We start from the raw sequence: 13,396 nt of genomic DNA on the forward strand, positions 1-13,396 counted from the left end.
GGCGGCTAAACGGCGTCGGCGAAGCACGAAGAGAAGGACGGTGTGCGCAGCTGACGACCTCTTTAGCCGCATTTATAGTGAACCGCGGGCCTGGGGCCAAGGGTTCGCGCGCCCGCAATCGAGTCAGCAAATCGGCGCGTGAAAGGGTGTGAAACCGGGTGCAACGTGTATCGGGATGCCTTGGCGCGGCCCCTTATGCATCGGAAGGCCGCGGCAACATCAGGCGCAAAGTATAGCGGAAAATTCCGCGCGGCAGCGGCACGGGCGATGCCGCGCGAAGGGGGCGAGTCCTCGCGGACTACTGAAGAATCAGCAGCAGTTGCTCGTCCGCGTGTTCGGCGGGCGGCCGCGCGAAACCGCTGCGCACATAGCGATGCCAGCGGCCGATCACATAGCTCACTACCAGGCTCGCGCGAATGGCGGGATCGTAGTCGGCAGGCAACGCAGCGGATTGCGGTGCGGTCTGCGGGCCGGCGTTGCCTGTGACGTCGTTATTCGCACGGGCAAGCGCTTCGGTCCGCGCGAGCCGCAAGCACTGCTTCAGCGATGCCTCGACCCGTTCGAGCATCTGGTTCACGCGCTCGGTGAGTCGCTCGTGCTCGCCGATCAGCGCCTCGCAGGTCAGCACGCGCGTCATGCCGGGATTTTTCGCGGGAAAGTTGAGCAGCATCAGCGCGATCGCGCGCGCCTGCAGCACGCCGTTGTTTTCGTGATTGGTGATCTGGTTGATGAGGCCGAACAGCGTCTGCTCGATGAACTCGATCAGCCCTTCGAACATCTGCGCCTTGCTGGCGAAATGGCGATATAGCGCGGCTTCCGACACACCGAGCCGGGCGGCGAGCGCGGCCGTGGTGACCTTCTCGCGCTTCGGCGCCTCGAGCATGCTGGCAAGCGTCTGCAGGATGTGCACGCGACGCTCGCCCGGCTTCGGACGCGGCGAGCGTGTGGCGGCCGGCGCCGCGGGGGAGGCTGCGGCTGAGGTTTCGTCAGGCTTGTCGATCGGCTGCATGGCTGTGGTCCCCCGGCTGATGTCGTTGGCGGCTTTCGTCCCTACTGTCCCGGCTTGCGTCCCTTCCATCGAACCGAGCGCGTGCCCAGTCGTAGCGATTTTAGCGAACGAATGCTGCGGTCGACATAATGCGGCCGGCCGGTGCCCGGCAGGCGCGTCGGTACACCGTCCGCGTGCGGCTTGCGCGGCAGGTGCCCGGTGATCCACACGGTGCGGATGCCGAGCCGTCGATAGTTTTTCAGGTGCGAACGGGTGTCCTCGACGAGGATCGCGTCTTTCAGCGACACGTGCGCGTCGCGCATCGCGCGGCGCAGCATCGCGTGATCGGGCTTCGCGCGCCATTGGCGGCGATCGCGCATGTGCTCGATCGCGATCACGCGCTCGAATAGCCGCTCGATGCGCAACTCGGCGAGCACCGCGCGCGCGTAGGTTTCGGGCGCGTTGGTCAGCACGATCTTGCGGCCCGGCAGCGCCGCGATCAGACGCGCGACGCCGCGCTCGTGACGGATCATCGAGCAGAGGTCGGGGAACGTGTGCACGACCTTCAGGAAGTCGTGCGCATCGAGCGGATGGTGGCGCGTGAGACCGAGCAGTGCTGCGCCGTAGCGCAGCGTGTAGCCGGTGCGCAGACGGTTGGCTTCGTCGATGTCGACTTGCAGCGCGTCGATGATGTACTGGGTCATGCCGCGATTGATCGCGGGGAAAATGGCATGTGACGCGCGGTGCAGCGTGTTGTCGAGATCGAACAGCCAGACGGGCTTGCCGCCTGCGAGGTCAGGACGGTGGCGCCGCGAAGTGTGGGTGCACATGGTGAACTTCTTCAGCCGCTGACGGGCGTTTCATGCTGCGGATGCGCAGAGATTGCCGCATCAACGCTCGGGGGCGCGCATGGACTGCCGGCCGCGAGGTGGGGCACAGGCGTCGCGCCGCTCGGACGCAACCCCTGTGCCGGGGATGCCGCAACGATCAATGCGAGCGAATCATTGTGCCGAACGGCTGTTCGGTCAGAATTTCGAGCAGCACCGAGTGCTCGATGCGGCCGTCGATGATGTGCACCGAGCGCACGCCGCTCTTCGCCGCATCGAGCGCGGACGAGATCTTCGGCAGCATGCCGCCGGAGATCGTGCCGTCTTCGAACAGACCGTCGATTTCGCGCGCCGACAGGTCGGTCAGCAGATTGCCTTCCTTGTCCATCACGCCGGGGATGTTGGTCATCATGACGAGCTTTTCGGCGTTCAGCACGACCGCCAGCTTGCCCGCGACGAGATCCGCGTTGATGTTGTACGACAGGCCGTCTTCGCCGAAGCCGATCGGCGAGATGACCGGAATGAACGCGTCGTCCTGCAACGCCTTCACGACCGCCGGGTTGATCGACTCGACTTCGCCGACCTGGCCGATGTCGACGTACTGGCCCGGAGTTTCGCGATCCGGCATCAGCATCTTGCGCGCGTGGATCAGGCCGCCATCCTTGCCGGTCAGGCCGACCGCGTGGCCGCCGAAGTGGTTGATCAGCATCACGATGTCCTGCTGCACCTCGCCCCCGAGCACCCATTCGACGACTTCCATCGTCTCTTCGTCGGTGACGCGCATGCCCTGGATGAACGTGCCCTGTTTGCCGATTTTCTTAAGCGCCTGGTCGATTTGCGGACCGCCGCCGTGCACGATGACCGGGTTGATGCCGACCAGCTTCAGCAGAATCACGTCGCGCGCGAAGCCCTGCTTCAGACGCTCTTCGGTCATGGCGTTGCCGCCGTATTTGATGACCACGGTCTTACCGTGATACTGACGGATGTAAGGCAGCGCCTCGGCCAGAATTTCGGCTTTCAGGGTGGGCGCAATCTGCGAGAGGTCGGGAAGCTCGGACATGGCGGCAGGCTCGGGCACGGAACAGTTGAAACAGCGCGAATTGTACAGGACTGGCGCGCTGCAACAGGGTTTTCGGCCGCGGCGCGAGCGACGGGCGGTGCAGGCTTGGCGTACCGCACCATGACGCGCCGCGGGGGTGGCGAACAGCAAGCGTAACGCACTTGCGTGACGGCTGTGCATTGGCCGAACGGACGACTGCACCTGAGCGTGTCAGTCATGGCATCATGGCTTGATCAATGTCCCCGGCCCTGAGCGCCGATCTGCGATGAAATCGTCTTCCCCCCGCTCCGAACGCAGCGCACGCTGTCCGCGCTGCGGCAATGCTTTCGACTGCGGCATGCAGACTGAGCCGTCCAACTGCTGGTGCCGCGCGCTGCCGCCGCTACCGGTCGAGCGGTTAAAGCCAGGCGGCCGATGTCTATGCCCGGAGTGTCTGGCCGCGGAGATTGCACAGGCGACACACGAGGCGAGTGAGCATGAGCGGCCGTGATGGTCGGATTTGCCCCGGGGCCGATCAGAAACCGCCGACGCGCGGCGATGCTGCGCCACCCGCGCCCGCAGATCGCGCACAATCGCTTCCAGCGCCGGCTCCCATTCGCCGAACCGCGGCTGCCGATCCGCGGCGATCGCGTCGGCGTGCCGGCTGGCCATCCGCAGCGTGTAGCCGGCGCGGAATTGTGCGACGGCGTTTCCCGGGTCGAGTGGGGCAATAATGGCGGGCGTCGTCGAGCGGGTGCAGTTTGGCCGCGGCGGCGAAGCAACGGGCTTCATCTGCCGCAGCGCCACTGGCTCGGGCAGCGGCGGCGTAACGGGTAGACTAGGGTCATGCACCGTATAACCAACACCGGCCGCGTCAATCTCGGTCATCTGTTCTGGCTGCGCAGCCTCGCGATCATCGGTCAGCTGCTGACGATCGCGTTCGTGCAGATCTTCATCGGCGCCAATTTGCCGTTGCCGGCGATGCTGCTCGTGATCGGGCTCGAAGTGCTGTTCAACGCGCTCACGTGGTGGCGCGTGTCGCAGCAGCGTCCCGAGTCCAACCTCGAGCTGTTCGGGCAGATCTGGGTCGATCTCGGGGCGTTGTCGGCGCTGCTGTTCCTGTCCGGCGGCACCACCAACCCGTTCGTGTCGCTGTACCTGCCATCGCTTGCGATCGCGGCGGCCGTGCTGCCGTGGTATCTGATGGCCTGGCTCGCGGCGTTCGCGGTCGCCTGCTACGCGATGCTCAGTTTCGATTCCGTGCCGCTCAATCTCGAGAATCCCGCCAACCTGTTCGACTACTACCGCTCGGGCATGTGGGTCAACTTCATGGTCAGCGTGGGGCTGATTGCGTGGTTCGTCGCGCGCATGTCCCGAGCGCTGCGGCTACGTGACGCAGCGCTTGGAGAAGCGCAGCAGCGCTTGCTCCACGACGAACGGGCGGTCGCGCTCGGCGTGCAGGCGGCCACCGTGGCCCACGAAATCGGCACCCCTCTGTCTACAATCGCGATGTTGTCCGAAGAATTGCGCGACGCGGCGCGGACCGACGCGGGACTCGCCCCCTACCGCGCCGATCTCGAGCTGCTCGAGCAGCAGATGATGTTGTGCACGTCGGCGCTCGCGCGGTTGCGCAGCCGCGCAACGACCACGACGAACCGCCAGCCGGTCGACGAATGGCTCGAATCATTTGCCGGGCAATGGCGCCTGCGCCATCCTCACGTGAAGTTCGAGCGGCTTGGCACACCGCCCGCCGATGTCAGTCTCAACGACACGGTGGCCGTCAGCCAGATACTGACGATCCTGCTCGACAACGCCGCGCGCGCGAGCCGCGATCACGTGACGCTGTCCTGCGTGCTCGCGCCACGCGGCGACCAGATCGTGTTCGAAGTGTGCGACCACGGTCCGGGCATTCCGGCCGCGCTGCGCGGCTCGCTCGGCGCGATGCCGGTGGAGAGCACGCAGGGCGGTCACGGCGTCGGCCTGTATCTGGCGTTTTCGGCGGCGGCGCGTCTGAAGGGATCGATCGAGCTGACCGACGCCAACGGCGGACGGCCGCGCGGCACGCGTGCGGTGCTGCGACTACCGCTCGCCGCGCGCAAGATTTCCGGAGCGAGCCCACATGGCGCCGCGCCATCCAACACGGAGAAACAGGCATGAGCGAGAAGAATTTTCTGGTGATCGACGACGACGAAGTGTTCTCCGGCATCCTTGCGCGCGGCTTGACGCGGCGCGGCTACACGGTGACCGAAGCACACAACGCGGACGAGGCGATCCGGCTCGCGAATCAGCAGAAGTTCAGCGAGATCACCGTGGACCTGCATCTCGGCAACGACTCCGGCCTGACGCTCGTCGCGCCGTTACGCGATCTGCAGCCCGATGCGCGCATGCTCGTGCTGACCGGCTACGCGAGCATCGCCACCGCGGTGCAGGCGGTCAAGGACGGCGCCGACAACTATCTCGCAAAGCCCGCCAACGTCGAGACGATCCTGTCGGCGCTGCAAAGCGAGGCGAGCGCGTTGCAGGCCGAGGAGGCGATCGAGCATCCGCAGCCGCTGTCGGTGGCGCGGCTCGAATGGGAGCATATCCAGCGTGTGCTCGCAGAACACAACGGCAATATCTCGGCGACCGCGCGCGCGTTGAACATGCATCGGCGCACGTTGCAGCGCAAGTTGGCGAAGCGGCCGGTGAAGCAGTAGGCGGCGATCTTCTGGCGCGGCGTTGGCTGTTCGAGGCGCCGCCGCGGGAAGGGCGGCACAAAACAAAACGGGCTGCCTATGCGAAGGCAGCCCGTTTTTCATGCATCAGCGCTTCGCGCTGTCACCGCGCATGTCAAAGCACGTAGCGCGACAGATCCTCGTCTTCGGCGATTTCGTTCAACGCGCTATCGACATACGCCGCGTCGATCTGCACTGCATGGCCCGAATGATTGCCGGCCGAGAACGACACTTCTTCGAGCAGTTTTTCAATCACCGTATAAAGACGCCGCGCGCCGATGTTCTCGGTCTTCTCGTTGACCGAGTATGCGATCTCGGCGAGACGGCGGATGCCGTCGTCGGCGAATTCGAGGTGCACGTCTTCGGTCGCGAGCAGGGCCTGGTATTGCTTGACGAGGCTCGCGTCCGTCGACACGAGGATCGATTCGAAGTCGTTGACCGACAGCGAATCGAGCTCGACGCGAATCGGGAAGCGTCCCTGCAGCTCGGGAATCAGATCGCTCGGCTTCGCGAGATGAAACGCGCCGCTGGCGATGAACAGGATGTGATCGGTCTTCACCATGCCGTACTTGGTGTTGATCGTCGTGCCTTCGACGAGCGGCAGCAGATCCCGCTGGACACCCTGACGGGACACTTCACCGCCGCCCGCTTCGTTGCGCGACGCGATCTTGTCGATTTCGTCGAGGAACACGATGCCGTTCTGCTCGACGTTCTGCACCGCCTTGCTCTTCACCTCTTCGTCGTTCAGCATCTTGCCGGCTTCTTCGTCGGTGAGCACCTTCAGCGCTTCCTTGACCTTCATCTTGCGGCGCATCTTCTTGCCGCCGCCGATGTTGGCGAACATCGAGCGGATCTGCTCGGTCATGTCTTCCATGCCCGGCGGCCCCATGATGTCCATGCCGACCTGCGGCTGCTCGACGTCGAGCTCGATTTCCTTGTCGTCGAGCTGGCCTTCGCGCAGGCGCTTGCGGAACGTTTGACGCGTCGTGCTGCCTTCATCGGCGGTATCGGTCGAGCTCGAGCTCGAACCGAAGCCGACCGGCCGTGCGGTTGGCAGCAGGATGTCGAGGATGCGGTCTTCGGCCAGATCGCCGGCCTTGGTCCGCACTTTGCGCATTTCGGTTTCGCGGGTCTGCTTGACCGAAATTTCGATCAGGTCGCGCACGATACTGTCGACGTCGCGGCCCACGTAGCCGACTTCGGTGAATTTGGTCGCTTCGATCTTGATGAACGGCGCGTCCGCGAGCTTCGCGAGACGCCGCGCGATTTCGGTCTTGCCGACGCCGGTCGGTCCGATCATCAGGATGTTCTTCGGCGTGATTTCCTGGCGCAGCGGTTCGTCGACCTGCTGACGGCGCCAGCGGTTGCGCAGCGCGACCGCCACGGCCTTCTTCGCGCGGCCTTGGCCGATGATGTGTTTGTCGAGTTCGGAGACGATCTCGGCGGGGGTCATGGTGCTCATCGATGGGTCCTTACTCGATCGTCTCAATGACGCGGTTATGGTTCGTGTAAATGCACATGTCGCCGGCGATTTCCAGCGACTTCTCCACGATGTCGCGCGGCGACAGCTCGGTGTTGTCGGCAAGCGCCTTCGCGGCCGCCTGCGCGTACGCACCGCCCGAGCCGATCGCACAGATGCCGCCTTCGGGATCGAGCACGTCGCCGTTGCCGGTGATGACGAGCGTGGTGGTCGCGTCCGCGGCGATCAGCATCGCCTCGAGACGACGCAGCATGCGGTCGGTGCGCCAGTCTTTCGCGAGCTCCACGGCCGCGCGCGTCAGATTGCCCTGATGTTTTTCCAGCTTCGCCTCGAAGCGGTCGAGCAGCGAGAAGGCATCCGCCGTGCCGCCGGCGAAGCCGACCAGCACCTTGCCGTTGTAGATGCGCCGGACCTTCTTCGCGCCGCCTTTCATGACGATGTTGCCGAGCGTGACCTGGCCGTCGCCGCCGAGCGCCACCTTGTTGCCGCGGCGCACGGAAACGATCGTCGTGCCGTGAAATTGCTCCATATGCGTTCCTCTTTGCAAAACGGGCAGAACGCGGCAGCGCTGTGCGCTACCGCATGAATCCAGTCAGCGGACGGCGCGCCGGCTGGCGCGCTCGTGAGCGCATGTCCGATCTATTTTAGGGCGCGCGCGGTCATATCAAGATCCGCCGGAAGGCATAGGACGAAAAACTGAAAATCCGCTCAGGGAGCCTGAGAAACGAGGCGGGAAGGGACGGCGGGGCGGGACGGATGGCGGAGCATGCGCGGATGTCGCGCAAAAAGAAAAGGCGCACGGTTCACCGTGCGCCTCTCGACGAAGCAGCGTTTTCAGGGCGCTAAGCCGAAGCCGCGCCGCAGATAATCAGTCGCCGAACAGCTTCTGGCGCAGTTCGCGGCGCTCCTGGGCTTCGAGCGACAGCGTAGCCGTGGGCCGCGCGAGCAGACGCGGAATGCCGATCGGCTCGCCGGTTTCCTCGCACCAGCCATAGTCGCCCGCCTCGATTCGCGCGATCGATTGCTGCACCTTCTTCAGCAGCTTGCGTTCGCGGTCGCGCGTGCGCAGTTCGAGCGCATGCTCTTCCTCGATCGTGGCGCGATCGGCCGGGTCCGGCACGATGACCGTTTCGCGCAGGTTCTCGGTCGTCTGGCCGGCATTGCGGAGAATGTCCGCCTGCAACTGTTCGAGCCTGTTCTTGAAGAAGGCGAGCTGATCCGCATTCATGTAATCCTTGTCGCTCATCTTCAGGATTTCGGCTTCGGTCAAGAGTCGTTTCGTCGTCATCTGGCTTACTTCTTCAATGTGAGGCAAAACTCATAGGGCCCGCACTTTCGTATTGCCCGCAAACGCGTCGCGCGGACGCGCAGCGCAGGGTGGCCACGAACGTTGGACTGTCGTGACGCCGAAGCGCCTGGCGCCCACACACCGGGCGTTGCTAGCTACGCCGCTGCGGGGCCGAACTCCTCTGGAAACCGATTCACACATGCTCCTGAGGCATCGCTCGCCGACGAGCGCGTGCCCTTTCAGGCCATGCCCGCCGGCGTTTTCGGCGTGTCTCCGGACAAGATTTTCCGGCGCCGTTTCAGGCCCGTCGCGGGATACGCGCGACCGGGCAATTCGTTGTCATTCTCCAGTGGGCACGTATTGTAACTGAATCACAATACGGCACCGCAACTGCTGAAAGCCGGCCTGCGGCGCTGCGATATCCCGAAAATATAACGCGCAGAAAGCCAAAAAGCGATGGTCGTGCGCGCTTTAATACAGCAGGGTTTTCACGCGTTTTTCATATGGCCTGGATTCGAAAGGCCTCGGCGCCGCGGCGTCGCAGTTTCAGCAGAGGATTCACGCCCGCGCAGTCGGCGGCGGCCGTCTCACCGCACTAGAAGTAGCACGGCGCATGCCGCGCTGCGCGCGGCGTGTCGTGGGCTTGCTCCGAGGCTTGCTTGCGCGACGGCGCTGCGCCCGCTCAGGCGAGGCAGGCGTCGAGACCGTCGGTGATCAGATCGCGCGGCAGTTCGATGCCGATGAACACCATCTTGTTGGTCTTCTTCTCGGCCGGTTGCCATTTCGCGGCGAGGTCGCTGCCCATCATTTGATGCACGCCCTGGAACACGACCTTGCGATCGACGCCCTTCATGTACAGCACGCCCTTGTAGCGCAGCAGGTGCTCGCCATAGATCTGCAGGATGCCGCCGAGGAAGTCTTCGAGCTTGTTCGGATCGAACGGACGATCGCTGCGGTACACGAACGACTTGATCTTGTCGTCGTGATGCGCATGGTGGTGATGTCCGTGATCATGGCCTTCGTGATCGCAATGGCCATGGTCGTGATCGCAATTGGCGTGATCGTGATCGTGGTCATGGTCGCCTTGCGTGTGGCCGTGCTCGTCGTGCGCGTGCGCGTGGCTATGCGCGTGTTCGTCTTCACTCAGGAAGTCCGGATCGATTTCGAGCTTCGAGTTCAGGTTGAAGCCGCGCAGATCGAAAATTTCCTTGATGTCCGCCTCGCCGAAATTGACGACCTTGATCGCCGCCTTCGGGTTCATGTGCAGCAGACGGTGGCGCAGATCGCCCACGTGCCGCTCGTCGACCAGATCGGCCTTCGTGATGAACAGCCGGTCCGCGAAACCGACCTGGCGCTGCACCACTTCGTGCTCGTCGAGCTGATGGTTCGCATGCTTCGCGTCGACCAGCGTGATGATCGCGTCGAGCAGGAATTCGCTCGCGATCTGGTCGTCCATGAAGAAGGTTTGCGCGACCGGGCCCGGATTCGCGAGGCCGGTGGTTTCGATCACGACGCGGTCGAAGTCCACTTCGCCCGCCTGCTTCTTCGCGGCCAGATCGTTGAGCACGCGCGACAGGTCGCCGCGAATCGTGCAGCAGATGCAGCCGTTGCTCATCTGGATGATCTGCTCGCTCGTGTCCTGCACGAGGATCTCGTTGTCGATGTTCTCTTCGCCGAACTCGTTCTCGATGACGGCGATCTTCATGCCGTGCTTTTCGTTCAGGATGCGCTTGAGCAGGGTGGTCTTGCCGCTGCCGAGAAAGCCGGTCAGGATGGTGACTGGAATCATGTGGGTCGCCTGTAAGTCGTGAAACGGTGCGTGATCGGACGCTAGCGCGCAAGGCTAGCCAGATGCGTTAGGCGGGCCGCCGCAGCCAGATGGCGCGAGCCCCGTCCAGCCGGTCATTGAAACATATTTGCCAGGCGGGCGCAGGGGCGGCCGCGCTGCGGCCGGCTGATGGCCGCCTGCGCGGAGGCGGGCCGCTGCCGCTGCCGCCGCCGCCACGCGCAATCACCGGGAAAATAAGGGCGATCAGGCGATTTGCAACAGCAGCCCCTTCAGATACTCGCCTTCGGGGAACGCAGTGAGCAGCGGATGATCGACGCCCGCGCCAAGGCGCTTCAGGATGCGTGCGTCGACGCGTGCGTCGGCGGCCGCGCCCGACACGATCTTCTGGAACAGCTCGGGATCGATCGCGCCCGAGCACGAGTACGTGAACAGCAAACCGCCCGGGCGCAGCAGCTTCAGGCCCGTCAGATTGATGTCCTTGTACGCGCGCGAGGCGCGGTCCACGTGCTCGCGCGATGGCGCGAATTTCGGCGGATCGAGCACGATCAGATCGAAGCGTTCGCCTTCGTCGTAGAGGCGCCGCAATGTCTTGAACGCGTCGGCGTCGAGCCAGGTCGCGCGGTCGGCGTCGAAGCCGTTGGCCGCGACGTTCTGCTGCGCGAGCGCGAGCGCTTCACCCGACGAATCGACCGACACCACGCGCTTTGCGCCACCCCTGAGCGCCGCGAGCGAAAAGCCGCCGGTGTAGCAGAAGCAGTTCAGCACGTCGCGATCTTTCGCGAACTGCTGCACGAGCAGGCGGTTATCGCGCTGGTCGACATAGAAGCCGGTCTTGTGGCCGTTGCGCACGTCGACGTGATAGCGCACGCCGTTTTCGCTCGCGATCAGCTTCTCGGAAGGCGGCTCGCCCGCGAGCACGCCGGTGATCTGCTCGAGCCCTTCCTTCTGACGGATCGACACGTCCGAGCGCTCGTAGACGTTCGGGCAGCCGGTCGCGCCGACCAGCGCCGCGACGATCGCGTCCTTCCACGCTTCGACGCCGGCCGCCATGAACTGACAGACGATCTGGCTGCGCTGATCCGCGTCCTCGGCGACGTAGTAATCGACGATCAGGCCCGGCAGACCGTCCGCCTCGCCGAAGATCAGCCGCACGGCGCCGGTGTCGCGCACCATCGCCTGACGATGCGCGAACGCGCGCTGCACGCGGCGCTTGAAGAACGCGTGATCGATCGGCTCGGCTTCGTCGAAGCTCCAGACGCGCGCGCGGATCTGCGAGTGCGGGCTGTAGGCGGCGCGGGCGAGAAAGCGGCCATCGCGCGCGCGCACGAGCACGGTCGCGCCGGGCGCGGGGCGGCCGTCGACGTGCTCGATCGCATTGGCATAAACCCACGGATGGCGGCGCAGCAGCGATTTTTCTTTCGACGGTTTGAGCGTAACGGTATTCATCAGGTGTAGGTAAAGTGCAAGCGAAAGCGGCGCGTCGTGGCGCGCGGCGTCAGTCGCGTGATCAGTTGCGTTTCTTTGCGCGAGGATGCGCGCTGTCGTAGACGTGGGCGAGGTGCTGGAAATCGAGGCCCGTATAAACCTGCGTCGCGGTGATGCTCGCGTGGCCTAGCAGCTCCTGCACGGCGCGCAGGTCGCCGCTCGACTGCAGCACGTGCGTCGCGAACGAATGGCGCAGCACGTGCGGATGCACGTTGGCCGGAATGCCGGCGGCGAGCGCCGCGCGCTTCACGCGCTCCCGCACGACGTTCGGCGACAGCCGGTTGCCGCGCGCCGACAGGAACAGCGGATGCGGATCGTGGCGGACCATCGGTTCGCGCACCGCGAGCCATGCGTTCAGCGCCGCGACCGCCTTGCTGCCCACCGGCACGACGCGACGCCGGTTGCCTTTGCCGAGCACTTCGACTTCGCCGGAATCGAGTTTCAGCCAGCCGGCCGAGCGATAGCCGTCGACGTCGGCGAAACGCACGTCGAGGCCGACCAGTTCGGCGAGGCGCAGGCCCGACGAGTAGAACAGCTCGAGCATCGCGTGATCGCGCAGGCCTTCGGGCGAGTCGGCGGGCGGGCTGTCCATCAGGCGCGCGGTGTCGTCGACGGAAAGCGCCTTCGGCAGCATTTTCGCCTGCTTCGGCGCGCGCACCGCGGCGACCGGATTGGCCGGCAACTCGACGTGGCCCGCGAGCCAGCGATAAAACGCCCGCCATGCCGACAGCCGATGGCCGATCGACCGCGCGGTGAGACCGCCCGCATGCGCGCGCGCGACGGCGCCGCGGATGTCGACGGCGGTGAGGCTTTCGAGCGCTCGGCCTTTGGCGAGCTGCTTCAGTTCCGCGAGCTCATGCGTGTAGCCGCGCAGGGTGTGCGCCGACAGCCGCCGCTCGTGCTCGAGATGCGACAGGTAGGCGGCGATCGGGTCGGCGGCGGTCACGGTACGCGGTGACGTTGCGTGGCGCGGCTCAGCGCGGCAGCAGCCGGCTCAGCGCGGCGCTCGCGAGCGCGCCGATCTGCGTGAGGAAATCGGTGGCCATGCCTTCGTGGAAGCGCCGCGGGTCGGATGAGCCCATCACGAGCAGGCCGAACGTCGGCGCGTCTTCGACACCTTCGGGGTCGCGCAGCGCGAGCAGCGCGATCGATTCGGTGCTCTGCGCCGTCCCGTTCGACGCGACGCCGAGGTCGTCGGTCGCGCTCGTTGTCGCGCTTGCCGCCGGGTTGGTCGTCCCGTGGGACGCGACCGCAGCTTGCGCGAGCCATTGCGCGGCCTCGAAGCCGGTGTTTGCGCCGCAGTACGGCGTGCTCAGGCTGCCCGCGAAAATCCGCACTTCCTCGCTGACGTGGCGCGCGAAGTCCGCTTGCGCATACGGCTCGGCGACGTCCCACACGCGCAGAGCCGCTTGCGGCACGTCGAAGATGTCGCGCAGACCGCCGGCGATCGTGCGCGGCAGCGCGTAGGGATCGCGCTCGGCCATCACACGGATGGTCCAGCGGTTGAATTTCGACGCGATGCTGTCGTTCTCGTGACCGTAGCGCAGCAGTTCGGCAAGACGCCGCTCCAGATGCTTGTTCTTGTCGCGCAGCATCTCCATCTGCCGCTCCTGCAGCGACACCGCGGCTTTGCCGTGCGGGTTCGCGAGCCGGATCGTCGCGAGCGTTTCCGCGTGTTCGACGAAGAATTCGGGATTGGCGAGCAGGTATTCGGCGACTTCGCGATCGTTCATGGTTTCGGCTAGAGGACTACGGGACGGCCGCCTCACGGCGGCGCGTCGGTCAA

13 protein-coding genes are annotated in these 13,396 nt (G+C 65.1%); 3 read left to right on the top strand and 10 right to left on the bottom strand.

What is annotated here, in order from left to right; translation table 11 throughout:
* Window positions 1-298 precede the first annotated feature (298 nt).
* The 3 genes from slmA to argB form a co-directional block, all read right to left on the bottom strand.
* A complete protein-coding gene (gene slmA / locus OKW37_RS04805; protein ID WP_429407795.1) occupies window positions 299-1,009 on the bottom strand; it encodes a nucleoid occlusion factor SlmA in 711 nt (236 codons plus the stop codon).
* Between the two features lie 41 nt (window positions 1,010-1,050).
* Entirely contained in the window at window positions 1,051-1,818 is a 768-nt protein-coding gene (locus OKW37_RS04810; protein ID WP_429407793.1) for a pyrimidine 5'-nucleotidase, read from the bottom strand.
* Between the two features lie 157 nt (window positions 1,819-1,975).
* On the bottom strand, window positions 1,976-2,875 hold the full coding sequence (gene argB / locus OKW37_RS04815; protein ID WP_018419098.1) for an acetylglutamate kinase: 900 nt from the start codon (window positions 2,873-2,875) through the stop codon (window positions 1,976-1,978).
* Between the two features lie 265 nt (window positions 2,876-3,140).
* Between argB and OKW37_RS04820 the strand changes: the two genes are divergently transcribed.
* The 3 genes from OKW37_RS04820 to OKW37_RS04830 all read left to right on the top strand — a co-directional run bounded on the left by OKW37_RS04820 (window position 3,141) and on the right by OKW37_RS04830 (window position 5,550).
* Window positions 3,141-3,365, top strand: a complete 225-nt coding sequence (locus OKW37_RS04820; protein WP_090802208.1) for a cysteine-rich CWC family protein — start codon at window positions 3,141-3,143, stop codon at window positions 3,363-3,365.
* 335 nt (window positions 3,366-3,700) lie between these two features.
* On the top strand, window positions 3,701-5,011 hold the full coding sequence (locus tag OKW37_RS04825; RefSeq protein ID WP_184060891.1) for an ATP-binding protein: 1,311 nt from the start codon (window positions 3,701-3,703) through the stop codon (window positions 5,009-5,011).
* The gene (locus OKW37_RS04830; protein WP_184025882.1) at window positions 5,008-5,550 is read left to right on the top strand and encodes a response regulator transcription factor; all 543 of its coding nucleotides are present in this window, start codon (window positions 5,008-5,010) and stop codon (window positions 5,548-5,550) included. The genes OKW37_RS04825 and OKW37_RS04830 overlap by 4 nt, the downstream gene beginning before the upstream one ends.
* A gap of 133 nt (window positions 5,551-5,683) precedes the next feature.
* Here the strand turns inward: OKW37_RS04830 and hslU are convergent, their stop codons facing one another.
* From hslU to OKW37_RS04865, 7 genes are all read right to left on the bottom strand, one after another.
* Window positions 5,684-7,030 carry an ATP-dependent protease ATPase subunit HslU gene (gene hslU / locus OKW37_RS04835; protein ID WP_090802203.1) on the bottom strand — a complete coding sequence of 449 codons (1,347 nt, stop codon included), beginning with the start codon at window positions 7,028-7,030 and terminating at the stop codon, window positions 5,684-5,686.
* Window positions 7,031-7,040: 10 nt separating this feature from the next.
* On the bottom strand, window positions 7,041-7,577 hold the full coding sequence (gene hslV, locus OKW37_RS04840) for an ATP-dependent protease subunit HslV (RefSeq protein WP_184051150.1): 537 nt from the start codon (window positions 7,575-7,577) through the stop codon (window positions 7,041-7,043).
* 339 nt (window positions 7,578-7,916) lie between these two features.
* On the bottom strand, window positions 7,917-8,336 hold the full coding sequence (dksA, locus tag OKW37_RS04845) for an RNA polymerase-binding protein DksA (RefSeq protein WP_090802202.1): 420 nt from the start codon (window positions 8,334-8,336) through the stop codon (window positions 7,917-7,919).
* A 682-nt stretch (window positions 8,337-9,018) separates the two neighbouring features.
* On the bottom strand, window positions 9,019-10,125 hold the full coding sequence (locus OKW37_RS04850; RefSeq protein ID WP_429407790.1) for a CobW family GTP-binding protein: 1,107 nt from the start codon (window positions 10,123-10,125) through the stop codon (window positions 9,019-9,021).
* Between the two features lie 243 nt (window positions 10,126-10,368).
* Window positions 10,369-11,571, bottom strand: coding sequence for a class I SAM-dependent rRNA methyltransferase (locus OKW37_RS04855; protein WP_429407788.1), 1,203 nt, complete (start codon window positions 11,569-11,571; stop codon window positions 10,369-10,371).
* Window positions 11,572-11,632: 61 nt separating this feature from the next.
* Entirely contained in the window at window positions 11,633-12,556 is a 924-nt protein-coding gene (xerC, locus tag OKW37_RS04860) for a tyrosine recombinase XerC (RefSeq protein WP_187615113.1), read from the bottom strand.
* Window positions 12,557-12,584: 28 nt separating this feature from the next.
* Window positions 12,585-13,343, bottom strand: coding sequence for a DUF484 family protein (locus OKW37_RS04865; protein WP_090802196.1), 759 nt, complete (start codon window positions 13,341-13,343; stop codon window positions 12,585-12,587).
* Window positions 13,344-13,396: the final 53 nt, after the last annotated feature.

Source organism: Paraburkholderia sp. MM5482-R2, assembly GCF_050436125.1.
Taxonomy (GTDB): Bacteria; Pseudomonadota; Gammaproteobacteria; order Burkholderiales; family Burkholderiaceae; genus Paraburkholderia; species Paraburkholderia tuberum.

Bases quoted from the DNA above. Each gene is read 5' to 3' on its own strand.
- slmA (WP_429407795.1), bottom strand. From the start codon at position 1,009: ATGCAGCCGATCGACAAGCCTGACGAAACCTCAGCCGCAGCCTCCCCC.
- OKW37_RS04810 (WP_429407793.1), bottom strand. From the start codon at position 1,818: ATGTGCACCCACACTTCGCGGCGCCACCGTCCTGACCTCGCAGGCGGC.
- argB (WP_018419098.1), bottom strand. From the start codon at position 2,875: ATGTCCGAGCTTCCCGACCTCTCGCAGATTGCGCCCACCCTGAAAGCC.
- OKW37_RS04820 (WP_090802208.1), top strand. From the start codon at position 3,141: ATGAAATCGTCTTCCCCCCGCTCCGAACGCAGCGCACGCTGTCCGCGC.
- OKW37_RS04825 (WP_184060891.1), top strand. From the start codon at position 3,701: ATGCACCGTATAACCAACACCGGCCGCGTCAATCTCGGTCATCTGTTC.
- OKW37_RS04830 (WP_184025882.1), top strand. From the start codon at position 5,008: ATGAGCGAGAAGAATTTTCTGGTGATCGACGACGACGAAGTGTTCTCC.
- hslU (WP_090802203.1), bottom strand. From the start codon at position 7,030: ATGAGCACCATGACCCCCGCCGAGATCGTCTCCGAACTCGACAAACAC.
- hslV (WP_184051150.1), bottom strand. From the start codon at position 7,577: ATGGAGCAATTTCACGGCACGACGATCGTTTCCGTGCGCCGCGGCAAC.
- dksA (WP_090802202.1), bottom strand. From the start codon at position 8,336: ATGACGACGAAACGACTCTTGACCGAAGCCGAAATCCTGAAGATGAGC.
- OKW37_RS04850 (WP_429407790.1), bottom strand. From the start codon at position 10,125: ATGATTCCAGTCACCATCCTGACCGGCTTTCTCGGCAGCGGCAAGACC.
- OKW37_RS04855 (WP_429407788.1), bottom strand. From the start codon at position 11,571: ATGAATACCGTTACGCTCAAACCGTCGAAAGAAAAATCGCTGCTGCGC.
- OKW37_RS04865 (WP_090802196.1), bottom strand. From the start codon at position 13,343: ATGAACGATCGCGAAGTCGCCGAATACCTGCTCGCCAATCCCGAATTC.